At 74.8% G+C, this 24,538-nt stretch carries 19 protein-coding genes; 8 read left to right on the top strand and 11 right to left on the bottom strand.

Annotated features, from left to right (window positions below; genetic code table 11):
- Positions 1-118: 118 nt before the first annotated feature.
- Positions 119-1,633 carry a DUF2252 domain-containing protein gene (locus ACZ52R_RS15090; RefSeq protein WP_465618063.1) on the top strand — a complete coding sequence of 505 codons (1,515 nt, stop codon included), beginning with the start codon at positions 119-121 and terminating at the stop codon, positions 1,631-1,633.
- A 32-nt stretch (positions 1,634-1,665) separates the two neighbouring features.
- On the opposite strand, the gene ACZ52R_RS15085 is transcribed toward ACZ52R_RS15090, so the two are convergent.
- Entirely contained in the window at positions 1,666-2,352 is a 687-nt protein-coding gene (locus ACZ52R_RS15085) for an alpha/beta fold hydrolase (RefSeq protein WP_465663450.1), read from the bottom strand.
- A 310-nt stretch (positions 2,353-2,662) separates the two neighbouring features.
- Here ACZ52R_RS15085 and ACZ52R_RS15080 point away from each other — a divergent pair, with 310 nt between their 5' ends.
- Together ACZ52R_RS15080 and ACZ52R_RS15075 are read left to right on the top strand one after the other, a co-directional pair.
- Positions 2,663-4,036 (top strand): FAD-dependent oxidoreductase, encoded by a 1,374-nt coding sequence (locus ACZ52R_RS15080; RefSeq protein WP_465618057.1) that lies wholly within the window; start codon positions 2,663-2,665, stop codon positions 4,034-4,036.
- 218 nt (positions 4,037-4,254) lie between these two features.
- A complete protein-coding gene (locus ACZ52R_RS15075; protein ID WP_465663449.1) occupies positions 4,255-5,556 on the top strand; it encodes a DUF5685 family protein in 1,302 nt (433 codons plus the stop codon).
- Between the two features lie 43 nt (positions 5,557-5,599).
- Here ACZ52R_RS15075 and ACZ52R_RS15070 read toward each other — a convergent pair whose 3' ends face one another.
- The 3 genes from ACZ52R_RS15070 to ACZ52R_RS15060 all read right to left on the bottom strand — a co-directional run bounded on the left by ACZ52R_RS15070 (position 5,600) and on the right by ACZ52R_RS15060 (position 6,668).
- A complete protein-coding gene (locus ACZ52R_RS15070) occupies positions 5,600-5,800 on the bottom strand; it encodes a hypothetical protein (protein ID WP_465618053.1) in 201 nt (66 codons plus the stop codon).
- The gene (locus tag ACZ52R_RS15065) at positions 5,793-5,936 is read right to left on the bottom strand and encodes a hypothetical protein (RefSeq protein WP_360493981.1); all 144 of its coding nucleotides are present in this window, start codon (positions 5,934-5,936) and stop codon (positions 5,793-5,795) included. The genes ACZ52R_RS15070 and ACZ52R_RS15065 overlap by 8 nt, the downstream gene beginning before the upstream one ends.
- 162 nt (positions 5,937-6,098) lie before the next feature.
- Positions 6,099-6,668, bottom strand: a complete 570-nt coding sequence (locus tag ACZ52R_RS15060) for a TetR/AcrR family transcriptional regulator (protein ID WP_465618050.1) — start codon at positions 6,666-6,668, stop codon at positions 6,099-6,101.
- Between the two features lie 103 nt (positions 6,669-6,771).
- Between ACZ52R_RS15060 and ACZ52R_RS15055 the strand changes: the two genes are divergently transcribed.
- A complete protein-coding gene (locus ACZ52R_RS15055; protein ID WP_360493975.1) occupies positions 6,772-7,254 on the top strand; it encodes a nuclear transport factor 2 family protein in 483 nt (160 codons plus the stop codon).
- 164 nt (positions 7,255-7,418) lie between these two features.
- On the top strand, positions 7,419-8,471 hold the full coding sequence (locus ACZ52R_RS15050) for a hypothetical protein (RefSeq protein WP_465663448.1): 1,053 nt from the start codon (positions 7,419-7,421) through the stop codon (positions 8,469-8,471).
- Between the two features lie 59 nt (positions 8,472-8,530).
- Here the strand turns inward: ACZ52R_RS15050 and ACZ52R_RS15045 are convergent, their stop codons facing one another.
- Both ACZ52R_RS15045 and ACZ52R_RS15040 read right to left on the bottom strand, forming a co-directional pair.
- Positions 8,531-9,127: a hypothetical protein gene (locus ACZ52R_RS15045; protein ID WP_465663447.1), complete on the bottom strand. Its 597-nt coding sequence runs from the start codon at positions 9,125-9,127 to the stop codon at positions 8,531-8,533.
- A gap of 111 nt (positions 9,128-9,238) precedes the next feature.
- On the bottom strand, positions 9,239-9,775 hold the full coding sequence (locus ACZ52R_RS15040; protein ID WP_465618044.1) for a MarR family winged helix-turn-helix transcriptional regulator: 537 nt from the start codon (positions 9,773-9,775) through the stop codon (positions 9,239-9,241).
- A gap of 80 nt (positions 9,776-9,855) precedes the next feature.
- Between ACZ52R_RS15040 and ACZ52R_RS15035 the strand changes: the two genes are divergently transcribed.
- The gene (locus ACZ52R_RS15035; RefSeq protein ID WP_465663446.1) at positions 9,856-11,175 is read left to right on the top strand and encodes an MFS transporter; all 1,320 of its coding nucleotides are present in this window, start codon (positions 9,856-9,858) and stop codon (positions 11,173-11,175) included.
- Between the two features lie 66 nt (positions 11,176-11,241).
- Here the strand turns inward: ACZ52R_RS15035 and ACZ52R_RS15030 are convergent, their stop codons facing one another.
- Both ACZ52R_RS15030 and ACZ52R_RS15025 read right to left on the bottom strand, forming a co-directional pair.
- Positions 11,242-12,138 (bottom strand): alkaline phosphatase family protein, encoded by an 897-nt coding sequence (locus tag ACZ52R_RS15030; protein ID WP_465618040.1) that lies wholly within the window; start codon positions 12,136-12,138, stop codon positions 11,242-11,244.
- Positions 12,139-12,283: 145 nt separating this feature from the next.
- Positions 12,284-13,279 (bottom strand): phospholipase D-like domain-containing protein, encoded by a 996-nt coding sequence (locus tag ACZ52R_RS15025; protein ID WP_465663445.1) that lies wholly within the window; start codon positions 13,277-13,279, stop codon positions 12,284-12,286.
- 370 nt (positions 13,280-13,649) lie between these two features.
- Between ACZ52R_RS15025 and ACZ52R_RS15020 the strand changes: the two genes are divergently transcribed.
- On the top strand, positions 13,650-14,927 hold the full coding sequence (locus ACZ52R_RS15020; RefSeq protein WP_465618038.1) for a serine hydrolase domain-containing protein: 1,278 nt from the start codon (positions 13,650-13,652) through the stop codon (positions 14,925-14,927).
- 50 nt (positions 14,928-14,977) lie between these two features.
- On the opposite strand, the gene ACZ52R_RS15015 is transcribed toward ACZ52R_RS15020, so the two are convergent.
- Both ACZ52R_RS15015 and ACZ52R_RS15010 read right to left on the bottom strand, forming a co-directional pair.
- On the bottom strand, positions 14,978-17,368 hold the full coding sequence (locus tag ACZ52R_RS15015; RefSeq protein ID WP_465663444.1) for an ATP-binding protein: 2,391 nt from the start codon (positions 17,366-17,368) through the stop codon (positions 14,978-14,980).
- Positions 17,369-17,743: 375 nt separating this feature from the next.
- Positions 17,744-20,464: an AfsR/SARP family transcriptional regulator gene (locus ACZ52R_RS15010; RefSeq protein ID WP_465663443.1), complete on the bottom strand. Its 2,721-nt coding sequence runs from the start codon at positions 20,462-20,464 to the stop codon at positions 17,744-17,746.
- 377 nt (positions 20,465-20,841) lie between these two features.
- Here ACZ52R_RS15010 and ACZ52R_RS15005 point away from each other — a divergent pair, with 377 nt between their 5' ends.
- On the top strand, positions 20,842-23,700 hold the full coding sequence (locus tag ACZ52R_RS15005) for an AfsR/SARP family transcriptional regulator (protein WP_465618033.1): 2,859 nt from the start codon (positions 20,842-20,844) through the stop codon (positions 23,698-23,700).
- 52 nt (positions 23,701-23,752) lie between these two features.
- Here ACZ52R_RS15005 and ACZ52R_RS15000 read toward each other — a convergent pair whose 3' ends face one another.
- On the bottom strand, positions 23,753-24,463 hold the full coding sequence (locus ACZ52R_RS15000; protein ID WP_465618031.1) for a sigma-70 family RNA polymerase sigma factor: 711 nt from the start codon (positions 24,461-24,463) through the stop codon (positions 23,753-23,755).
- Positions 24,464-24,538: the final 75 nt, after the last annotated feature.

Raw genomic sequence — 24,538 nt, 5'->3', positions numbered from 1 at the left:
CTCACCCGCCCCGCAGGAACCACCGTGCGGCTCCGGACGTCCCTCCCCCCGATGAACCATCCGCGCAGCTCGCGGGCGGGTAAGGACCGGAAGGGACGGGCGGGGCGCGGTGGCGCGGATGACCGAAGCAGTGGACGGAACTGAGCTGAGAGCAGCGGGAGGCCGGGGCGGGCCTGGCGTCGCGGCGCAGCGGAGCATGGCAGCGCAGCGGAGCGTCGTGGCACAGCGGAGCGCGGACGGTGCGGACGACCCGGCCGGGCGGGCCCGGCGCGGGTTCGCGGTGGCCGGGTTCGCGTCGGCGCAGGACGGGCGGGCGCGGGAGCGGGGCAAGGAGCTGCGGGCACGGGTGCCCCGGGAGCGGCACGCGGAGTTCGCCCTCGCCCACGGGCGGCCGACGGCCGTGGAGGCGATCGAGGCGTCGAACGCGGGCCGGCTCGCCGAGTTGGTGCCGATCCGGGTGGGACGGATGGCGGCCACGCCGTTCGCGTTCCTGCGCGGGTCGGCCGGGCTGATGGCGGCCGACCTCGAGGGCACGCCGGTGACCGGGGTCGGCGCGCAGCTGTGCGGCGACGCGCACGCCGCCAACTTCGGCCTGTACGGCGATGCGCGCGGCCAACTCGTCATGGACATCAACGACTTCGACGAGACCGTGCACGGTCCGTGGGAGTGGGACGTCAAGCGGCTCGCCGCCAGCCTGGTACTGGCCGGCCGGGAGACCGGCGCGAGTGAGACCACCGCGCGCGAGGCCGCCGAGCACGTGGCCGGCTCGTACCGCCGGACCATGCGTACGCTCGCCAAGCTGCCCGCGCTGGACGCCTGGAACGCCGTCGCCGACGAGCAGTTGGTGTCCTTCGCCGAGGCGCACGACCTCGCGGACGTGCTGCGCAAGGTCGGCGCCAAGGCGCTCGGCAACACCAGCGCGAAGTTCGCCGCGCGCAGCACCACCCGTACGGCGGACGGCGGTTGGCGTTTCTCCGCCGCTCCTCCGGTGCTCACCGAGGTGACCGACGCGACCGCCCGGGCCGTCGCCCACGCGCTCGGCCCGTACGTGGAGACGGTGCCCGCCGAGGTGCGCACGCTGCTGTCCCGCTACCGGGTGCAGGACGTGGCGTTCCGGGTGGTGGGCACGGGCAGCGTGGGCACCCGCTCGTACGTGGTGCTGCTCACCGACCACCGGGACCAGCCGCTGGTGCTGCAGGTGAAGGAGGCCCGCCCGTCCGCGCTGCTGCCGTACCTGCCGCCGGTGGAGCGGGACGGCCACGAGGGCCGGCGGGTGGTGCTCGGCCAGAAGCACATGCAGGTGGTCAGCGACACCCTGCTGGGCTGGACGACGGTCGACGGACTCCCCTACCAGGTGCGGCAGTTCCGCAACCGCAAGGGCAGCGTCGACCCGGCCGCGCTGCTGCCGACCCAGCTGGACGACTACGCGCGGATCACCGGCGCCCTGCTCGCCCGGGCGCACGCGCACACCGCCGATCCGAGCCTGCTGGCCGGGTACTGCGGCAAGAGCGAGGCGCTGGACGAGGCGGTCGCGGCCTTCGCCGTGGCCTACGCGGACCGCACCGAGGCGGACCACGCCGACCTGCTCACGGCGGTGCGCAGCGGGCGACTGCCCGCCGAGCACGGCGTGTAGTCACTCCGGCAGGCACTCCGCACAGCGTGTGGTCACTCCGACAGGAACGGCGCCACCGCGGCGACGAAATCCTCGGGCCGGGCACCGTGCACCAGGTGCCCGGCCTCGATGGTGACGAGGCGGCAGTCCGGGATCAGCCGGACGAGTTCGGCGATCCGCTCCTGGGGGACGTGGCTGGTCGGGCCGCCCGCGACCGCCAGGGTGCGGGCGGTGATCCTCGCCAGCCCCTCCCGCCAGGCCGGATCGGGGCTGTCGATCTGGGCCCGGACGGCCCTGACCATGGCCCAGTGGAAGTGGACGGACTCGTCCGGGTCGTCCGGCAGCGCACTCGCGGGGCGCGGGTACAGCGCGGGGATCTCCTCCAGGACCAGCCGGTCGATCCGTTCCGGCGCGGCCTGGGCGAGCAGGTAGGCGACGGCCCCGCCCATGGAGTGGCCGACGAGGTCGACGCGGTCCAGCCCGAGCGCGTCGAGGAAGGCCAGCACGTCGTCCCGCATCGCCTGCAGGCTGTAGGCCCCGGCCCGGTCACTGTCGCCGTGGCCGCGCAGGTCGAGCGCGTACACGTGGTGGCCGGGGGCGAGACCGGGCAGCACCACGTCCCAGTCGGAGGCGCGCTCGCCGAGGGCGTGCAGCAGTACCAGCGGCGGGCCGTCGGCGCGTCCGCTCTCGCGGTAGGCGAGCGTCACTCCGGGCAGGTCCACGGTCCGTACGTCGGTCATGCAGGCCACCGTACGGGCCGGAAGACCGTCAGCGGACCGCAGTTCGCCCTCGGCAGAGCGCGACCGGCTCGTCCTCGCGCCGCTCCCGCGCGGTGGCGCGGCCCGCGAGGACCGAGGCCAGGACGGCGAGTCCGGCCACCGCCGCGCAGACCGCACTCGTGGTGGGGCAGGCGGAGCGGTGCCCGCCGCCGCCGGCGGTCTGCCGCAGGTAGACGCCGGACAGGCCGAGACCGCGACGGCCGACCCGGCGCTGGGCCGAAGATCACCGAGCAGTAGGATCGATTCGCAACACGACGCGAAGGGGAGCTCAATGGCGCGGGTTGCGGTGGTCGGCGGCGGTATCAGCGGACTGGGGACGGCGCTCATGCTCGGCCGGCGGGGCCATACGGTCACGTTGTTCGAGCAGGACGCCAGACAGGCCGGCGAGGACCTGAACCAGGACTTCTTCGACTGGAACAGACCGCGAGTCCCGCAGGCCAACCAGCCCCACTCGTTCCTCGCGCCCGTGCGCACCGTGCTGCGCGCCGAGGCCCCTGACGTCTACGCGGACCTGCTGGCCCGCGGAGCCCACGAGTACCACGACTTCGACTGGTTCGGTGAGCACCCGCCGCATCGGGCCGGCGACGAGGAACTGGTGACCCTGCGCACCCGCCGCATCGTGCTGGAGGCCGCCCTGACCGCGGCCGTGCAGCGGGAATCCACCGTCGAGGTGCGGCGAGGCTCCCGGGTCAGCGCCCTCGTCTTCGAGGAGGGCAGCCCGGCTCGGGTCACCGGCGTGCGGGTGGGCGAGGAAACGCACCGGGCCGACCTCGTCGTCGACGCCTCCGGTCGTCGCTCGCCGATACCTGCCTGGCTGATCGCGGCCGGCTGCCGCCCGCCCGTGGTCGACAACCACCGCACCGGGATCACCTACCTGTGCCGCTGGTACCGCCTGCGCGCCGACGGCCCGCGTGACCCCGGGCGGGTGAAGAACGGCTCGACCGCGCCGTACGCACTCGCCGGCATCTTCCCGTCCGACAACGACACCTTCGCGGTGAGCCTGGTGGTCTCCACCGGTGATCCGACCCGCAGCGCGCTCATCGACCCTGCCGTGTTCGAGGCCGTCGTCCGCCGCTTCCCCGCCACCGCCGCCTGGCTCGACCTGGACCCCGAACCGCACTCCGCCGTGCTGGCGATGGCCGGCCTGGACAACCGCTGGACCTCGCTCGTCGACGCCGACGGACCCGTCGTCACCGGCCTGGTCAACGCCGGGGACAGCCTCGTCCACACCAACCCCACCCTCGGCCACGGGGTGGCCCTCGGCCTCCGGGCCGCCCAGCACCTCGCCACCCACGTCGACCGGATCGCCGCCGACCCCACCGGCTACCACACCTGGGCTGCACAGACCCTCCGCCCGTGGTTCGACGCGCAGGTGGCGGCCGACCGTGCCAACGAGCAACGCCTCACCGACAGTTCTCCGTCCACGGACGTACGGGCCGCCGCCCAGGCCGCCTGCGCCTTCGACGATCCCGTCGTCATGCGCGCCCGGGCCCAGGTGCGCCACCTCGTGCGCACACCCGACGAGGCCTTCGGCAGCGACGAGGTGCGCGAGCGCGTCACCGCCTGGCTGGCCGAGCGCCCGGACTTCTCGCCCCGGCACGACGGCCCGACCCGGGACCAGTGGGACGCGCTCATCCCGGCCTGAGCGCTTCGACCCGGGGCGGCGGCGGCCGGGACTCCCGACCGTCCGCAGGCCTCCCGTCCGTAGGCCTCCGGGTGGCACGCACCCTTGTGGCTTCGGCCGCTTCCACCACGGTCGTCCCCGCTCAGGTCCGTCAAGGGCTCGGCCCAGGCACGCCGCTGATCATATGATGTGCGGCGAATCGTGGCCGGTCAGCGGCCCGAAAGGCGAGGGGGACGATCGTGTTCGGCATCATCAGACCGTGCAGGCACCGGCTGTCCGAAAAGCTGCAGACCTCCTGGATGGCCCACCTGTGCGGGCTCTGCCTCGCACTGCGCGACGACCACGGTCAACTCGCCCGGACCGCCACCAACTACGACGGCCTGATCATCTCCGTCCTGGTCGAAGCCCAGGCCGCCCGGGAGGACGTCTCCTGGCGGCGCACCGCCGGGCCGTGCCCGCTGCGCGGCATGCGAACCGCCTCCGTCGCCAAGGGCGAGGGCGCCCGGCTCGCCGCCGCCGTCTCGCTCACCCTCGCCTCGGTGAAGATCCGCGACCACGTCGAGGACCGCGACGGCGTGTTCGCCCGCCGCCCCGTCGCCGCCGGGGCCCGCGCGGTCACCCGGCGCTGGGACCGGCAGAGCGCCGGCAGCGCCTCGACGATCGGCTTCGACACCGCCGTCCTGCTCGAAGCCGCCTCCCGGCAGGGCGAGTTGGAGCGCTCGCTGCTTCCTGGCGGATCCGTCCTGCTGGTCACCGAACCCACCGAGACCGCCACCTCGGCCGCCTTCGCGCACACCGCCGTCATCGCCGGACGCCCCGGCAATGCCGCCCCGCTCGCCGAAGCCGGGCGGCTGTTCGGCCGGCTCGCCCACCTCCTCGACGCCGCCGAGGACCAGGCCGCCGACGCCGCCTCCGGCGCCTGGAACCCGCTCACCGCCACCGGCACCGACCGCGCCGAGGCCGAACGGCTCTGCCGCGACGCCGTCCACGGCATCCGGCTCGCCCTGCGCGAGGTCGACCTGACCGACCGGGCGCTGGTCCACGTCCTGCTCGCGCACGAGACCGAGCGCGCCGTCGACCGGGTCTTCGGAGCCTCGCACACGGCCGACTGCCGCACCACGGGCGGCGCCGCGGGCGCCACGCCGGACGTCACCACGGACGTCACCACGGACGTCACCACGGGCGAGCACCCGCACGACGCGCCGCCGCGCCAGGCGCCGCCCGGACAGGACCCGGGTGCGCCGATCCCGCCGTGGGTGCCGCAGGGCCCCGGCTTCACCCCGCCCGGCGAGAAGCCGCCGCGCCCCCGCAACCTGCTCGCCGGGTGCGCGGTGTGGGCGCTGATGGCCTGCACCTGCCAGCTGCTCTGCTGCGACCACAACGACCCGTTCAGCCGCCGGCGCCGCCAGGGCTTCTGTGAGCGGCACGACTGCTGTGAGTGCCCCGACTGTTGCGACTGCTGCAACGGCTGCTCCGGGTGCGGAGACTGCTGCAACTGCTGTGACAGCTGCGACGGCTGCGACTGCGGATGCGACTGTTGAGGCGACTGCCGAGACGGCTGCCGAGGCACTTGCCGATCCACCGTCAGTCGGCGTCCCCGGCGACCGCCTTCCCCGGCATCCCCGGCATCCCCGCCTGATCGGCGCCGACCGGCCCGGAGTGCCCCCGCGGCACTCCGGGCCGGTCGGCGTTCCCGTACTCCACGCCCTCGCTCCCGCGCTCGCCCTCACCGCGCCGCCACAGCGGAACCACCGCCACCGGGCACCACCCGGCGAACTCAGGCATCGCGCCCCGCCGCCTCCCGGTCCGCCATCAACGAGTGCTCCAGCCGCGCCAGCAACTGCCGGAACCGCTCGGTGTCCTGCTCCGTCATTCGCCCCTCGGGCACTGCCCCCGGCCGCTCGGCCGTTCTCTCGTCCATGCGCCCGACGGTAGGCGATGACGATCAACGGCCGATAAACGTGCCCTGGAGTCCGGATGTGGTCGGCCCGTGAGCGCGGGCCCCGATCCGGCTGTCGGCACCGGCGGTCGGGCGAAACGGCGGTCGGCGAACGGCGGTCGGCGAACGGCCGTCCGGCTGCGGTCAGGGCCGGCCCGCCAGGGCGGCGTCCAGCAGCAGCCGGGCGGCTTCCCTGGCGTCGGCGGCGGCCGTCGGGTCGCCGTGGACGGCGGCGGTGGTGATGGCACCCTCGGCGAGCAGGGCCAGGTGGGCGGCGGTGGCGGGCGGGGCGCCGGCGGCCTCGGCGAGGCCGGCGAGGTAGCCGCTGAACTCCTCCTTGTGGTGCCGGGCGGCGGCCGCGACGACGGGCGTGGTGGCACCCAGTTCGCCGAAGGAGTTCACGAACGCGCAGCCGCGGAAGCCGGGTTCGGCGAACCACTGGCCGAGCCAGTCGAAGACCGCGAGCAGCTGGTCCCGGGGGGTGCCGCCGGCACGGGAGACGTGCACGGCGAGGCTCGCCCGCCAGCGGCCGTCGCGGCGCTGCAGGTAGGCCTCGACCAGGTCGTTCTTGGACGGGAAGTGCTGGTACAGGCGGCGCATCGTCACGCCGGAGGCGGTCCGGACGGCGTCCATGCCGACCGCTTGGATGCCCTGCCCGTAGAACAGTTCCTCGGCCGCGTCGAGGATGCGGGTCCGCGGGTCTTCGTGCTCCATCTGCCGTGCCCTTTGCGCGAGAACGATAGTTCTCCTATCGTAGCCACGGAAGTGAGAACGATCGTTCTCGCCAGTGGAATACCCGTTCCCGAGGAGTTCACCCATGGCCGAGCAGCTCGACGGACAGCGACCGCCCCTGCCCCCGTTCACCGAGGAGACCGCCCGGCAGAAGGTCCGGGCCGCCGAGGACGCCTGGAACACCCGCGACCCGCAGCGCGTCGCCCTCGCCTACACGCCCGACAGCCGCTGGCGCAACCGCACCGAGTTCCTCACCGGTCGCGAGCGGATCGCCGAGTTCCTCACCCGCAAGTGGCGCCGCGAGCTCGACTACCGGCTGATCAAGGAGCTCTGGGCGTACGACGGCAACCGCATCGCAGTCCGCTTCGCCTACGAGTGCCACGACGAGGCGGGCCGGTGGTACCGCTCCTACGGCAACGAGAACTGGGAGTTCACCCCGGACGGCCTGATGGCCCGCCGCCACGCCTCCATCAACGACCTGCCGATCACCGCCGAGGAACGGCTGTTCCACTGGCCGCTCGGCCGCCGGCCCGACGACCACCCGGGCCTCACCGAACTCGGCCTCTGAGTGCACTGAAAGCCCTGTCGGGCTGCCACCGGAACACTGCTGACGCCGTATCGGCGCATCGGACCGCGCTGTTCCAGGTCTGTGACACATCGCGAACCGGTCATTGACCTTGCGCTGGGACGCTTCTCCCCAGAAAGCGAACAGCACCATAGGGGGGACCTGGAATGTCCGTGCGCAACAGATTCGGCACCGCCGCCGCGATCGCCCTCATGACCACCGTGGGCGCGGTCCTGCTCTCCGCCTGCGGTCCCGACGGCCCCGACTCCGGTCCCACCGCCGCACCGACCGGCGCCGCTCCCGCTTCGGCGGCGCCGGGGACGGCCGCGCCCGGTGCCCCGTCCCAGTCCGGCAGCCCGGCGCCGGGCGCCAAGGAGGTCAACGGCACCTCCGCCGCCAACCACCTCACCATCAGCACGGGCACCCAGACCGTCGCGATGAACGGCGCCACCGTCGACTTCGGCACCACCGTCCGCGACCTCGCCTGGTCCCCCGACGGCAAGAAGGCCGCGTTCGTCAACGGCAGCGGCGACCTGGTGATCGCCAACCCGGACGGCACCGGGAAGGTCACGCTCGCCAAGAACCCGGGCGGGGAGACCTGGTCCCACCCCACCTGGCTGCGGGCCACCGCGATGCCCGGTGACACCTCCGGCGCCGCGGGGCTCGAGCGCTTCAACACGATCGTCTTCGCGTCCGACAAGGGCGGTGTGCTGAAGCTGGAGCGGGTCCCCACCAAGACCCCCGGCGCCACCCCCGAGGTGCTCACCCCGCACAGCTCCGAGGGCGGCGACGACAACCTGCCGCAGCCGCCGCAGACCGGCAACACCTGGGCCAACGCCGGCGGCCACCGCGGCGAGATCGCCTACGCCAACACCCCGGCCAACGAGGTGTACATCTACGACGACTACATCCGGCCCGCGGCCCGGGACATGGGCAAGGGCTCCCAGCCGGCCCTCTCCCCCGACGGCGAGCACCTGGTCTTCGTCCGCTCGGTGAACGGGCACGACCACCTGTTCACCCGCTCCACGCAGTTCGACCAGAAGCCCGAGAAGGACCTCACCCCCTCGGCCACGACCGACTACACCGAGCCCGTCTGGTCCCCCGACGGCAAGACCATCGCGGCCCGCACCCCGGACGGCGTCAGCACCCTGCCCACCGACGGCTCGGCTGGGCCCGTCCGGGTCTCCACCATCAAGGGCCTGCCCGCCTACCGGCCGTAAACAGCCGCACGGCCGTGAACCGCGGCACGGCCGTGAACCGCAGCGCGACGGTGCGCTTACTACTGTCCCCGGCCGGGCTGCTTCGCCAACTCGGCGCGCAGCTCGGCCAGGTGCTCGTCGGCCGACTCGTGCGGCAGGTACTCGACCAGGTCGAGGAAGCGGAACAGCACCCGGGTCTCGGTGACCGCGTACTCGTAGTCACCGAACCCGACCACCGCGCCCAGCCCACCGCGTGCCGCCCCGTGGACGGCGGCCGACGTCAGTGCGTCGGCCGCGTCCTCGGCGGTCACCCGTCGCCGGGCGTTCGGGCGGGCCAGGTACGGGCAGACCATCGACGCGTAGAGCATGCACGCGCGGTGCCCGGGGCCCTCCATGGTCGGCGCGAGGTTGCGGTACGGCCGGCCGGCCGCGAGCGCCTCGGCGATCGCGGCGCTCTCGGCGGGCCCCACGACCCGCCACACCGGTCCGCGCTCCATGAATCCGCCGCACACCGAACAGCGGCGCTCCAGCGCGCAGTCGGCGCTGCGGCCGTGGTCCGTCAGCGCGAACTGCGGCTCCTCCCCGTGCCACGGCGTGATCGCCGGCACCGGGTACCCCCGCCCGTCCCGGGGCCGCGCCCCCACACCGTCCGGCATCGGCACATGTTCGAATCGCACGCCCCTATCGATATCAGGGACGGGACCAGCCGGTCGACCCCGGGCGTGAGACCCCGCCGACCCCGCCGACCCTGCTGGCCTCGGTGGCGCCCGCCCCGGCGCCGACCGCGGTCAGCCCGAGCGGCCGTCCTCGGGGGCCTCCTGGACCAGCATCACCTTCCGCAGCAGGTCCGACAGCGTGCGCCGCTCGTCCTCGGAGAGCACTCCGAGCAGTCGGCGTTCCTCCCGCCCGACCACGTCGAGGGCCTCCTGCCACGCGGCGCGTCCGGCCTCCGTGAGGAGGATGTCGACCTTGCGGCGGTCCTCCGTGGAGGGGGTGCGCACGACGAAGCCCCGCCGTTCGAGGGTCTCCAGGCGGCCGGTGATCGAGGCCGGGGCGAGGTTGAGGTCGGCGCGCAGGTCGGAGGGGGCGGCGTGGCCGCCGCGGCCGGCGAGCTCGTGGAGGGTGTCGAACTCGTGCTTCTGCAGGCCGTAGTCGGCGACGCCCTGTTCGCGGACCCGGCGGAAGTGCCGGGTGAGTTTGGACATGCGGGTGACAGCGGCCTCGATGTCCGGGTCGAGGTCGGGCAGCACCGGTTGCCAGCGCTCGACGTGGCCGTCCGTCCAGTCGCGGGGCGGGGTGCGGTCCTGGTGGGGGTGCTCGGCCATGGGAGGAGTCTACAAACCTCAAAGCAACGCCATCAAAATATTCGTTGTCAAAATTTCGTCACCGAAATACAGTGCGGCGCGTGACCCGACACCCCCTGCGCCTACCGGACTTCCGCCTGCTCTTCCTCGGCCGGACCATCTCCACCCTCGGCGACGCCGTCGTCCCCGCCGCCCTCGCGATCGCCATCACCCGGGCCACCGGCTCCTCCGCCGCGCTCGCCCTGGTGCTGGGCTGCGCGATGGTGCCGAAGCTGCTCCTGCTGCCCTTCGGCGGGGTGGTCGGAGACCGCTTCGACCCGCGCCTGGTCGCGCTCACCACCGACCTCGTCCGGGCCGTCGCCCAGGTGCTCGTCGGCCTGGAGCTGCTCGGCGGGCACCCGAGCCTGCCGCACATCGCCCTCGCCTCCGCCGTCGGCGGCATCGCGTCCGCCTTCGCCATGCCGACCGCCTCGCCGCTGGTCGCGGCCACCGTCCCGGGCGAGCTGCGGCTGCGCGCCAACGCCCTGCTGGGCACCGCGAACGGCGCCGCCCGCCTCGGCGGTCCGGCCCTCGCCGGGCTGCTGGTGTACACCGCCGGGCCCGGCTGGGCGTTCGTCCTGGACGGCGCCTCCTTCGTGGTCAGCGCCGCGCTGCTGACCCTGCTCACCCGGTTCACCCGACCCGCCGGTGACCGCGCGCCCGCCGCGGACCGCGCCGACCACGCCCCGGGCGAACCGCGCTCGCTGCGCCGGGACCTCGCCGACGGCTGGGGCGAGGTGCGCTCCCGGGACTGGTACTGGACCAGTCTGATCGCCCACGGGGTGTGGAACGGCGCGAGCGCCGTGCTGCTCACCCTCGGCCCGCTCATCGCCGCCACCCGCCTCGGCGGCGACGGCGCCTGGGTGGCGTTCACCCAAGCCGGGGCGGTGGGCCTGCTGGTCGGCTCGCTGATCGCCGGGCGGGTCCGCCCCCGCCGTCCGGTGCTGGCGGGCAACCTCGCGCTCGCGCTGTACGGGCTGCCGCTGCTCGCGCTCGCCGTCCCGGCCCCGGCGCCCCTCGCGGTGGCCGCGCAGGCGGTGGCGATGACCGGGCTGGGCTTCCTCAACCCGGTGTGGGCGACGGTGGTGCAGCAGGACTTCCCGGCCGGGGTCCTGGCCCGGGTCACCTCGTACGACTGGCTGCTCTCGCTGGGCGCCGCCCCGCTCGGGTACGTCCTGGCACCGCTGGCCGCCGACGCCTGGGGAAGCCGGGTGCCGCTGCTGACGGCCGCGGCGCTGGTGACACTGGTCTGCGCGGGCACGGCGGCGGTACCCGGGGTGCGCAGGCACGGCGCGCGGCCCGCAGCCGGCACCGGAACCGCGCCCGCCACCGGGCCCGGAGCCGGAGCCGAGCCCGAGCCGGAGCCGAGCCTGAGCCGATGACCACGCGGCCGCCGGCTCAGGCTCGGCCTCCGGCTCAGGAGAAGGTCAAACCCCGATCGCCGGAGCTCAGTTCCAGATGCCGGTGATGTCGCTCGCGGTGGCCGCGTTGCCCGCGTGGCCGCCGGCGCCGGCCAGGTCCTCCAGGGTGCGCAGCACGTTGTAGTGGTTGTAGGTGGTGGCGGAGCTGCTGCCAGGGGTGACGTGGGCGCCGTAGACCAGGGTCGGGATCCGGTTGCCGGACAGCTTGTTGTCCTCGTCGAAGGTGACGACGAGGAGGCTGTTGTGGGTCTGCGCCCAGGTGGCGTAGGCGCCGAGGTTGTTCTTGATCCAGGTGTCGCCGGTGCTGACCGAGCAGTCGTGCATGTCGCTGCAGAGGTTCGGCACGACGAAGGAGACGTTCGGCAGGGTGGTGTAGTCGGTGGGGAACTGCGCGAAGGTCTTGGCGCTGCTGAGCGGGACGTTGCCGAAGCCGAACCACGGGTTGTGCTTCTGGGCGTAGTTGCCGCTGCTGCACACGGTGCTGCCCTGGCTGGGCAGGGTCTCGTTGTAGCTGGCCCAGGTCTTGCCGGCGGCGATGACCTCGGAGGCCAGGTTGGCGCTCTGGAAGCCGCCGACGGTCACGCAGCTGTCGTCGACGCGGCCCTGGGTGGAGCCGGAGAACAGCGCGTAGTAGTTCGGCTCGCTGGGGTGGGTGATGCCGAAGGACTGGGTGAGGTTGGCGCCGCCCGCCTTGAGGGTGTTGTTGAGGTACGGGGCGCTGCTGCTGCCGATGACCTGGGTGTAGGCGTGGTTCTCCATCACCACGACGATGATGTGGTCGGGCGTGGGCAGGGCGGCCGCCTGCGCGGTGGTGGCGGTGGCCGCCCACAGGCCGGCAGAGGCGGCGACCAGGGCGACGGCGGAGCCGATCGCGGTCGCGGTGCGGCGGGAGCGGGGGTTCTGGGGCTTCGTGGACGAAGTCATGACAAATCCTCGGGTGAGGAGCGGCCCCGGTGAGCCGCTCGGCATGGGGGGAAGGAACGTTTCCCGTACGCCGGGTGACGACCAGTACGCCTCAGCGCTGCGTCAGGACGGCGTCAGTACGTGTTGGTGCGGCGTTGGTGCGGCGTCAGTACGGCGTGCCGTTGGCGAAGTCGCCGGCGACGGTCGACTCGATGGCGTCGAGCACCCCGGAGTCGGTGGTGATCAGGCCCAGCTCGCGGTTGTGGTTCAGCGAATTGTCGGAGAAGTTCTCCGAGCCCGCGAATACCTTGGCCGACACCGTGCCGTAGTCGGCGACGATCGCCTTGGCGTGGACGTACAGGCCGGTGGTCGACGAGTAGGTGACGACCTGGCCGCCCGCCGCGGTCACCTGGTCGAAGGAGTCGGCGTACGAGCCCGGGTTCATCCCGACCACGCGCACGGTGACGCCGCGCGAGGCCGCCGCGGCGACGGCGTCCACCAGGGCCGCGTCGCCGAACTCCAGCTGCTCCAGGTCGAGGCTGGTCCGCGCGCCGTTGATCAGGGCCAGCAGCCGGGACTGCGAGTCGGTGGGCGACCAGACCAGGTTGTCGCCGTCGGTCGGGGTGACGGCGGTCTTGGCGTAGTCGGCGGCGAAGACCCGCTCGATCGCGGCGACGTCGTTGGCGTCGGTGTCGATGACGCCGTAGTCGCGGTCGTTCGCGTAGTAGGCGGAGTCCAGGTTGCCAGTCATGATCAGCGACGTGGCGCCGTCCACCGTGACGGTCTTCTGGTGGGTGTAGACGAACGCCGTGGAGGAGTACGTCACCCCGACCCCGGCGGCCTTGAGGGCCGAGTAGGCGGAGCCGTTGACCGAGGTGTGCGCGCCGTCCAGGATCACCCGGACCTTGACGCCGGCCCGCTGACGGGCGATCAGGGCGTTGACGGCGGTGGTGTCGCGCAGCTCGTACATGGTGACGTCGACGGACCGGGTCGCCGCGTTGATCAGGTTGTAGACGACGGTGTGGTCCTGGTCGGGGAAGACGATCGCGGTGTACGTAGCGGAGGCCGTGGTGGCGGCCTGGGCGGTGCCGGACAGCGGTATCAGACCGGCGGTGGCGAGCAGCAGGGCGCCGGCGCGGCGCGCCAGGGAGGCCAGGGGCATGGGGAAGCTCCATGGTCGGGTGACGGGGAACCTGGTGACGGGGAACCTGGTGGGCGAAGCTGGACGGGCGAAGCTGGTGGCGGGAGGCTGCTGAAGGGATCCGGCGGGAGGGAGCCGGTGCGGGGGAGCATGCCGGAACGCGCGGTGAGCGCCCGAACAGCATGCGGCGCGGCCGTCAACGCGGGTAGACGACAGCAGGTAAAACCTTGGCTCCGGACCGGGAAACGAACGGGGCGGCCGACACGCCGATTCCCACAACGGACGATGCGGGCGAACCGGTTCACATTGCCTTCGACCGCCCCGGCCGGTGATAGTGATCTTCGATCGGCGCGGCCGGACGCCGCGTCAGCTGATGAGAGAGCCGAGGAACATGGCGAAGACCAGCCTCCTGCGTCCCCTCGCGGTGGCCGCCGCCGCTGCCGTCCTGATGGCGACCGGCGCCGTGCACGCCGCGGCCGCCGACCGGGGCGCCGCCGACGCGCCCGCCTCCGACATCCCCGGCGTGCTCGCCGCCCTGCAGGCCACCACCGGCGCCGGCGCCCCGGGCGCCTTCGCGGTGATCCGCGACCACGGCGACAAGGAGAACGCCCGATCGGTGTCGGTCGGCCGGGCCGACCTGGACGGGACCCCGATGAACTCCTCGTGGAGGTTCCGGGTCGGCAGCAACAGCAAGATGTTCACCGCCGTTCTCGTGATGCAGCTGGCGCAGGAGGGCCGGATCGACCTCGACAAGCCGCTGCGCGACTACCTGCCGGAGGGCACCCTGCCGGAGGGGTGGACCATGACGGGCCGCCAGGTGATGGAGCACCGGGCGGGCGTCTACGACCACACCAACGACCTGCTGGAGCAGGCGGGCGAGGAGACCACCAGCGCGTTCGAGGCGCGCATCCGCACCAATGTGTACGACCCGCGCGACCTGGTGGCGATGTCGGTCAAGCACGGTGTGCAGTACACCCCCGGCACCCGCTACTCGTACTCCAACACCGACTTCGTGCTGATGGGCCTCGCGGTCGAGCACCTCACCGGCCAGCCGTTCGCGGAGGTGCTGAACGAGCGGATCATCCAGCCGCTCGCCCTGCGCAAGACCTCCTTCGTGGTGCCCGACCAGCAGATCCGGGGTGCCCACGTCACCGGCTACCTCACCAACGACGACCGCAGCAAGCCGCTGCTGGACTCCACCGCGCAGAACGGCTCCTGGGTGTGGAGCGCCGGTGCCGTCATCTCCGACGCCGAGGACCTCGACCGCTTCCTCACCGCGCTGCTGGCCGGCGGCGAGGGCGGGCTGGTCTCGGACGACTCGCTGCGGCAGATGACCGCCGCCCTGCCGACGCCCACCGCGAAGATCTCCTACGGCCTGGGGCTGCGCCGCATCTCGCTGTCCTGCGGGGACGTGTACGGCCACGGCGGCATCGTGCAGGGGTTCCAGACCCAGTCCTTCGTGACCCAGGACGGGCGGCGCAGCGTGGTGGTCTTCGCCAACGCCTCCAACAACGGCGCGGTGACGCAGGGGCTGATGAACACCCTGGAGCCGGCCTTCTGCGGCAAGAAGCCCGCGGTCGCGTCGAAGAAGTCCTTCGCGCCGAGCGCGGATGTCCGGGGCTCGGACCTCACCGACGGGCTGCCCGTGGTGGAGGACACCCGGATCTGACCCTGCGGCGCCCGTCCCCTCTCGCCGCGGAGAGGGGACGGGCGCTCGTGTCAGTGCCCGGGCGGCCCCTGGAAACCGCCCCCCGGCCGGGGGCCGTTCGCGCTGAGGTCGCTGAGCGCCTCGGTGAGCAGTTCCCGGGCCTCCTCGGCGCGGCCCTGCTCGATCAGCGCGGTGCCGAGTTCGGTCAGCGTCTTGGTCATGCTGTCCGGCCGGCCGACCGCCTCGTAGTGCGCCAGGGCCTGCCGGTAGGCCTTCTCGGCGGCCGGCCAGCGCTTCAACGCCGCACGGTCCAGGCCCAGTTCGTGCGCGGTCATGGCCGCGAGCAGGTTCATCAGCGGCGCGGACCAGCGCTCCACCAGCTCCAGCGCGCCGGCCAGGGCCCGCCGCCGGGTGTCCACGGCCTCCTCGGCCCGGCCGGACTCGCGCAGGCAGTTGGCGGCGCCGCGCAGGGTGACCAGCCGGCCGATCATCGCCGAGCGGTTGTCGACCTCGGCGAAGGCGTCCGCCGCCCGTTGGAAGGCGTCGATCGCCTCGCGGTGCCGCCGCAGGTAGCGCAGGCCGGAGGCGAGGTAGGTGAGAGCCCAGCCCTGCTGCTCCCGGTCGCCCAGCGCCTGGGCCAACTCCAGTCCTTCGGCGGCCAGTTCGATGCCACGCTGGTAGCGGTGCAGACAGGTGACGTACGTCCAGGCCAGGTAGTTGACGTGCACCGCCTCGGCCTGCCGGTCGCCGAGCGCGCGGGCGGCGTCCACCGAGAGCTGGAACACCTCCGCCCAGATCCCCCAGCTCAGCAGCCGGTCGGAGAACCAGTGCATGGCCTCGGCGGTGTCGATCACCTCCCGGTGGCGGCCGGTCCGCTGCGCCTGGTGCAGGGCGGCCAGCCACTCCAGGTGCTCGTACTCCAGCCAGCGTGCGGCCTCGGTGAGGTGCGCGGACGCGGAACCGGTGACCTCGGCGCCGTCCCTGGCGTGCTCGGGGTCGAACCGCAGCCCGTAGGCGGCGGCCCGGTCGAGGAGCCAGCGCCCGGCCCGGGTGCGGGCCTCGGCCAGGTCCTCGGGGGCCTCGTCGACGGCCAGCCGTTCGCCCGCGTAGAGCCGCACCAGGTCGTGCAGGCGGTAGCGCTCCGGGGTGGCCGGCTGCACCAGTCCGGCGTCGACCAGTTGCTCCAGCACCAGTTCGGTCCGGGCCGCCGACCGGCCCGCGTAGGCGGCGGCGACCACCGCCGTGAAGTCCGGTCCGGCCGTCAACGCGCATCGCCGGAGCACCAGTTGGGACTCGGCGGGCAGGCGGCGGTAGGACAGCTCGAAGGCCGGGCGGACCGCCAGGTCGCCGGTCTCCAGCAGGTCCAGGCGGTACTCCTCGGCGGCCAGCTGGCGCACCAGGTGGGCGACCGGCTGCTGCGGGCGGGCGACCAGCCGCTGCCCGGCGATCCGCAGCGCGAGGGGCAGGTAGCCGCAGAGCCCGGCCAGTTCGGCGGTGGCGTCGGGCGCGGCCTCGATCCGCTCCCGGCCGGCGATCCGGGCCAGCAGGCCGGCCGCCTCGGCCGGAGCGAGCACGTCCAGGCTCAGCCGGTGCACCGACTCCAGTCCGGGCAGCGCGTTGCGGCTGGTCACGATGGTCACGGCCGGTCCGGAACCGGGCAGCAGCGGGCGCACCTGGCTCTCGTCGGCGGCGTCGTCCAGCACCAGGACCAGCCGCCGCTCGCGCACCAGGGCCCGGTAGAGGCCGGCCCGTTCCTCCGTCCCGGCGGGCACCGCGGCGTCCGCGACGCCCAGGGCGCGCAGCACCTGGCCGAGGGCGTCACGGGCGGGCAGCGGGTGCGCGGACATGCCGCCGAGGTCGAGGGAGAGTTGGCCGTCCGGGAAGCGCGGGGCAAGGGTGTGGGCGGCGTGCAGGGCGAAGGCGGTCTTGCCGAGGCCGGGCTGACCGCTGACCAGCACCACCCGGGGATGGGCGGGCCGGTCGTCCGAGGCCAGGCCGGCGAGCGCCGCGAGGGCGCCCTCGCGGGCGGTGAAGTCGGCGATGTCGCGGGGTAGGGCGAGGGCGCTCTGGCCCGCGATGACGGGCGCTGTCCGGGGCGCTTGCTCCCTGCTCCCCGGGTCCCCGTTCCCCGGGTCCGTGGTCGCCGGGTTTTCGGGCGGCGCCGCCTGGGCCCCGACCCGCGCCGGACCCGGCCGGACGCCGCGCGGGCGCCCGGACTGCGCGGCACGGTCCAGCGCCTCCGTCTGCTCGCCGACCAGGCCCAGCGCGACGGCCAGGGCCCGGACGGTGCGCCGCTGCGGCCCGCGGGTGCGGCCCCGCTCCATGTCCCCGAGGGCGCGCAGGCTGACCCCGGCGGCCGCGGCCAGTTCCTCCTGGGTCAGGCCGGCCGCCACCCGGTGTTCGGCCAGCAGACGGCTGAACTCCCCCACGTCCGTGCCCGTTCCGCCGACCCCAGCCGCCATGCCCCGCCCCCACTCACTCGGTCCTGCCACTTCCGCACTTCTGCCTGGAATCACGCCGGGCGATCGGCACCAGGCAGAAGTATGCCCCGGCGGCGGAATTGCCCGTACCCGATCAATCGTCGACGTCTCTTCCCAGCTCAGGGGTACCGCCCGGGTGTCGGACGGTCCGGCGGCGAAGGCCGTTCCCCACGTCGGAACTGCCGGTAGTTCCGCCTGCGGTTCCGCTCTCTGGTGAACGGCTCGACGGCGGGTCGAGGTTCACATCGGGTTTTCCCTCCGGTCTCCCCTCGGGCTTCCCATGGGTTTTCCGGGGGCCGGCGGGACGGTTCCGCCCATCGGTCGGCGGCTGCCCACCGGTCGGCGACCGCCCGTAGGTCAGCGGCCGCCCGTCGCCAGTGTCTCGGCGTGGCGCCGGGCCTCGGCCCCCTCCATGCCGCGGCCCAGCTCGCACAGCAGGTCCGCGAGCAGTCCGTGCGAGCGCGCCTCGAGCGCGGGATCGCCGACGGCACGGCCGAGGGCGACGGCGAGCCGGGCCGAGGACAGCGCGGCGTCGCGGCGGCCGAGGGCGTGCAGGGCGCGGGCGCGGCTGTGGGTGGCGAGGACGGCCTCGGCGCCGCCGGGGCCGGCGGTGGCTTCCCGGACGGCCTCGTCGGCGTGGGCGAGGGCCGGGCCGGGGTCGCCGGCCAGGACCAGGGCGTCGGCGAGTCCGGTGAGCGAGGGCACCAGCAGGTGTCCGGTGACCGGGGTCCGGGCGGCGGCCACCAGGTCGGTGAGCATGGGCAGGGCCCGCTCGTAGCGGCCGGCCCGCAGCAGCGCGGCGGCCACCCGGCTGCGGCAGTGGTGGCGCAGCGCCGCGTCACCGGCCCGGTCGGCCGCGGCGACGGCGAGGTCCAGCTGCTCGGCGGCGGTGCGGTGGGCCGCGCGGGCGATGTGCAGGACCGCGAGGTCGGTGCCGAGCCGGGCGACGGCCGCCGCGTCGCCGTCCGCGTGCGCGGCGCTCAGCCCGGCTTCGACGACGGCCCGCCAGTGGGTCCGGTCGTGGCCGGTGGCCTCGTACAACAGGGCGATCCGGTGGGCGAGTTGCCAGGACCCGGCGGTCCGTCCGTACTGCTCGGCGCACACCACGACGGCGCGCAGGGCGCTCTCCTCGCGGCCGAACCAGGCCGCCGCCCGCTCGCTGCCGCCGGCCGCAGCCGTGCACTCGGCCGTCCAGCCTGCGGTGACGTCCAGGTAGTGGGCGATCAGCCGGTCGAGGGCGACGAACCGTTCGTCGCAGGTGAGTTCGGCGGCCTGCCGGGCGGCGTAGCGGCGCACCAGCTCGCGCCGGGCGTAGCGGCCGGGGGTTTCCTCCTCCAGCAGGTGGACGGCGTCCAGCCCGGTCAGCAGGGAGCGGGTGGCGGCGGGCGGGAGGTCGGCGAGGGCGGCTGCGGTGTCGGTGTCGATCACCGCGCCGGGGTGCAGGCCGAGCAGGGTGAACAGCCGGGCGGCGGCGGGCGGCAGCGTCCGGTACGTCCGGTCCAGGGCGGTGGTGAGGCCGATCGGGCCGCGGGCGGTGCTGGTACCGGTGCCGGACAGGGCGGCCAAGCCGGCCTCCTCGGCGGCGAGTTCGCGGGCGAGGTCGCCCGGGGTCCAGTCGGGTCGGGCGGTCAGCCGGGCGGCGGCCAGGCGCAGCGCGAGCGGCAGACGGTCGCAGCGCTCGGCGAGTTCGGCGAGTTCGGCGACGGTGTCCGGGTCGCCGCCGGTCCGGTCCGGTCCGAGGGTGCGGGCGAGCAGCGCGGCGGCGTCCTCGTGGCCGAGCGCGCCCAGCGGGAGCGGGACGCCGCCCTCGTGGACCAGCAGGTGGCGCAGGCGGCTGCGGCTGGTGACGACGGTGACGGGGGCCGGCCCTGGTTCTTCCCCGCCCTCGGTGTCCGCCGCCGGCGGGTCGGGCAGCAGGGGCCCGAGCTGCTCGTGGGAGGCGGCGTCGTCCAGCAGGATCGCCATCCGCCGGCCGGCGACGAGTTCGCGGTAGCGGCGGGAGCGTTCGGCGGTCGAGGCGGGGTGGGCGTCCGGGGCGACGCCGAGGGCGGTGAGGAACTCGGCCAGGACGTCGGCGGGTTCGCGTGGCCCGTCCGGGTCGAAGCCGCGCAGGTCGGCGCGGAGGAGGCCGTCCGGGAAGTGGCGGGTGCCGTGCCGCGCCGCCCAGTGCTGGACCAGGGCGGTCTTGCCGACCCCCGCCGGGCCGGTGACCAGGATCGGATGGCCCGCCCGGGCCGCGGGCAGGACCTCCTCCAGGCGGGCGAGTTCGGCACCGCGGCCGACGAAGCGGCGGTCGGGTGGGGCGGGCTGCTCGCCGAACTGCTCACCGGCGCGGCGCAGTTCCGGTCCGGGCGGGCCGGGGAGCCGGGCGATCGCGCGCTCGTACCGCTCCCGCGCCTCCGCCCGCCGCCCGTCCTGCTCCAGGCAGCGGACCAGCCGGGCGGTCAGCGTCTGCCGGGACGGGTTGGCGTCGGCCGCCTCGGCCAGTTCGGCGGTCGACTCGCCGCCGCGGCCCGCGCGGAGGAGTTCCTCGGCCAGCCGTTCCAGGGCGCGCAGTCGCAGGTCGGTGAGGTGCGGGAGCGCCCGCTCGCGCAGCAGGGCTGAGCCGCAGTCGGTGAGCGCCGGGCCGTGCCACAGGTCCAGCGCGGCGCGCAGCAGCGGCAGCGCGGGGCTCTCCGGGGCCGCATCCCTCGGGGCCGCCTCCCCCAGGCCCGTCTCCCCCGGGGCGACGGGCCCGGGCAGCGGGACGCCCGCCTCCTCGCAGAGGCGCGCGAAGCGCAGCGCGTCGACCCGGTCGGGCTCACCGGCCAGCAGGTAGCCGGAGCCCCGGGTGCCCAGCACCAGCCCCGGCCCGTCCAGCAGTTGGCGCAGCGCCGCGACGTGCCCCTGGAGGGCGGCCCGCGCGGTGGGCGGCGCCGCGCCGTCCCAGACCAGCTCGATCAGCTCCTCGGTGGCCACCGTCTGGTTCAGCCGCACGGCGAGCGCGCTCAGCAGCGCCCGCCGTTTGGGGGCCGAGGGCGTCACCGCCGTCCCGTCCTCCCGCCGCAGGACCACCGGCCCGAGCAGATCGATGTGCACGCGTCCCTCTTCTCCCCCACCCGCGGACTTCCGTCCGAGGATAGGCCCGACCTGCCCGTTCACGCTCTCGCGGACCGGTCGGGCCGCCGCGACCCGCGCTCGAACCGGACGTGGCGGTCGGCGTCGTGTCTCTCCGTCATGGCGGCACGGTATCCGGCGGGTCCGACACGAAGGACCGGGCCCCCTCGGGGATTCCGGCCCGGTGCGGGCCCGGGCCCGGGCGCGGGAGGCAAGGCCCCTCGGCGGTCGACGCAACCCGCACCCGCCCCGACCGCGTCCCCCGGGGCAGGAGCGGCGCGGCGCGGACCGTTTCGCGCATTACACTGCTCCACCCCGGGGACCACCCCGGGTGTGACGTGCGGCGATGGTGGGGGTACGTGGTGCGGATTCGGCTGCTCGGCCCGGTGGAGTTGCGGGTCGGGGCGGACGGCTTCGCCACGTTGGCGGGGGCGCAGCGGCGCGCGATCCTGGCGCTGTTGGCGCTGGGGCTCGGACGCGTGGTCACCGTCGACCGGTTCTGCGAGGCGCTGTGGGGGGAGCAGCCGCCGGCCAGCGCGCGGGCGGCGGTGCAGGGGCATGTCGCCGCGCTGCGCAAGGTGCTCGCCGGCACGCCGTTCGAGCTGCACACCCGGGCGTCGGGCTACCTGCTGACCGGGCCGGCCGACGAGGTGGACGCGCTGCGGTTCGAGACGCTGACCACCCGGGCCGCCGAGCACGCCGACACGGCCGACACGGCCCACACGGCCGGCACGGCCGGCTGCGGTGGCGGCGCCGAGGCGATCGCCCTGCTGGAGGAGGCCCTGCGGCTGTGGCGCGGCGACGCCCTGGCCGACCTGCCCGACACCCCGCTGCGCACTGCCGCCGTGGACCACCTGAAACAGTCCCGCACCGCCGCCCTGCTCTGCTGGGCCTCGCTGCGGCTGCGCCAGGGCACCGGCGCGGCGGCGGTGGCCGTGCTGGAGGAGAACGTCCGGACCGACGGGCTGCGCGAGGAACTGGTGGCGCTGCTGATGCGCTGCCTGCGCCAGGCCGGACGGCCCGCGGACGCGCTGACCGCCTACCACCAGGCCCGGCAGCGCCTGGACCGCGAGCTGGGGCTCCGCCCCGGCCCGGCCCTGCAGGCCGCCCTCGCCGAGGTGCTGGCCGACGACCGCCCGGAGCGGGTGCCCGCCGCGCCCCCGGCCCCCGGGCCCGCCGCCCGCGTCCCCCACCGGATCCCCCGCCGGATGGTGGACTTCGTCGGACGGCAGGCCGAACTCGACCGGCTCGACCACACCTGCGCCCCGGACCGCGCCGCCGACGGCCCGGTCCTGGTGGTCGGCCCCGCCGGGGTCGGCAAGAGCGCGCTGGTCACCGCCTGGGCGCACCGGGCCGCCGCCCGCTTCCCCGACGGCCGGCTGCACGCCGACCTGCGCGGCCTCGCCCCGACCGGCCCGGCGCAGCCCGACGCCGTCCTCGCCGACTTCCTGCACGCCCTCGGCGTCCCGGCCGACACCGTCCCCGCCGACCGCGCCGGACGCGCCGCGCTCTTCCGCGAACGCACCAGGGGCCGACGGCTGTTGGTGGTCCTGGACGACGCCGCCGACCCCGACCAGGTCGCCGACCTGCTGCCCGAAGGGCCCGGCTGCGTTGCGGTCGTCACCAGCCGGGGCTCGCTGGAGGACCTGGTCGCCCTCGACGGGGCCGCCCTGCTGCGGCTGGCCGCCCTGCCCGAGGACGACGCCCTGCTCCTCCTGGAACGCGCCCTGACGCCCGAACGGGTGCGCGCCGAACCGGAGGCCGCCGCCCGCCTCGTCCGCCTCTGCGACCGACTGCCGCTCGCCCTGCGGATCGCCGCCGCCCGCCTCGCCGCCCAGCCCGACTGGACGGTCGCCGAGCTGGCCACCGAACTCGCCGACGAACAGACCCGGTTGGCCGTCCTGGACGCCGACGGCACCCTCGGCATCCGCGCGCAGCTGCATCTGACGTACCGTCGACTCTCCGAACCCGCCGCCGACCTGCTCACCGCCCTGGCCGTCCACCCCGGCGGCGAGGTCGACACCCCGACGAGCGCCGCACTGCTCGGCACCGACACCGCCACCGCCCACCGGGCGCTCGGCGAACTGGCCGCCCACCACCTGCTCCCCGGCACCGCCCCCGGCCGCTACGGCCGCACCGACCTGGTCCGGCTGTTCAGCGCCGGACTGCTCGCCGAACTGCCCGAACGACGACGACGCCTGCTCCGGGAACGCCTGGCGGACTACTACCTCGCCGCCCTCCAGCACTGCGGCTGTTACCTCGACCCCGGCCAGGAGGACTCCGACTCCCCCGCCCACCCGCCGCAGGCCCTTCCGCCCGCCGGTGACATCCGCACCGCGCTCGACTGGTTCCGCGCCGAGGAACCCGCCGTCCACGCACTCGTCGGCGCCACCGCTGACACCGACCCCGAACGCGCCTGGCGGCTCGCCCTGACCAGCGGCTCGCTCTACTACGGCGCCAGCCGCTTCACCGACTGGCTCGCCACCGCCCGGGCAGGCCAGGAGGCGGCCGAACGGTGCGGGGACCCGGTCGCGGTCGCACTGCTGCACAACTGCCGGGCGCAGGCCCTGGTCGCGCTCGAACGCCGGCACGAATCGGCGGAGGCGGCACGAAAGGCGGTGGCCGCCACCGAATCCGTCGACGGGCCGCGGGCCGCGTCCGCGCGCGTCCGGGCGCTCGCCACCCTCGCCTTGGTCACCGCGATGCTCGGCACCACCGCCGAAGCCGAACGGCTGGCCGCCTCCGCCACCGCCCTCGCCCTGGCGTCGGGCAACCGCCGACGGCTGGTCGACGCCAAAGTCCACCAGGGCTGGGTCCGCCTGGCCGGCGGCGACCGGGAAGGCGCGCAGCGCTGCTCCCGCGAGGCCCGCGAGCTACTGCCGCCCGCTCCCGTCACCCAGGTCCACCTCTGGTCACTGCTGACCGAGGCACAGGCCCTCCCGCCGACCGTCCGCGACGAGACCGCCGACCTCGCCTGGCACCGGTTGCTCGCCGCGTGCGAGGAGGCGGGCCTGCTCTACCTGCACGCGGTCACCGAACAGTCCTACGCCGCCCACCTGCTGGCCCGCGGCCGGGAACCGGAGGTGGGCGGCCGGCTGCGCATCGCGCTCGACCGCTTCCGCGCCCACGAGCGGCAGGCCGGCTACCTGAGCGAGTTCACCACCAGCCTGGAGGAGTCGCTCAACCTCCGCTCCACCGGCTGGCCACCGGGCCGCTGAGGCGGGCGAACGGGCAGCGGGCGGCCGAAGCGGGCCGACCGTCAGCGGACGGTCAGCGGGCGGCCGAAGCGGGCCGCTGAGCCGGCACGGTCACCGGACCGGCCGCGGCGGCGCCGCCCTCCGCGGCCGCTGCCGCCGTGCGGACGGGCGGGGCGTACCCGTGCTCCGCCGCCAGGACCGGGCGCAGCGCCCGAATGGCGTAGAAGTTGCGGGACTTGACCGTCCCCGGCGGCACCCCCAGCCGGGCCGAGGCCTCCAGCACCGACCGGTCCTTCAGGTGGAGCTCGACCAGCACCTCCCGGTGGTGCTTCTGCACCCGGCGCAGCGCCAGCGCGATGTCCCGGGCGACCACGACCTGTTCGTACGGGTCCTCGGCGAGCGGGCGGTCCTCCAACGGCTCACCGATGACCTCCTTGGCGCGGGCGGCGGCCATCCGGTAGTGGTCGATCGCGATCCGCCGGGCCACCGTGAACAGCCAGGGCCGGCTCTGCTCGGGCCCGGCGCTCAGCGCCTCCGGGTGCTGCCAGGCGCGCAGCAGGGTCTCCTGCAGGATGTCCTCGGCCTTGCCGCGGTCCCCGCCCGTGGCCCGCAGCAGCGCACGCAGCAAGTAGCCGCCGTGCAGCCGGTGGATCTCGGCGAGCGTCTCGGGGTCGAGGGTCGGACGGACCGGGCGGGCCGGGGCAGTGGCAGCCCCCGCCGCGTCCGACGGACCCCCGGAGGGCTGGGCGACGGGCGTGGACTGGGCGACGGACGGCTTCGACACGCGCTACCTCTCAGATCGGGCAGGGGGCACGGCACAGACAGGGCACCGCTGGGCAGCCGGCCGGACGTCCCCGGC

This window comes from Kitasatospora sp. NPDC034023 (assembly GCF_055575795.1).
This window is presented reverse-complemented; position numbering and strand designations above follow the sequence as displayed.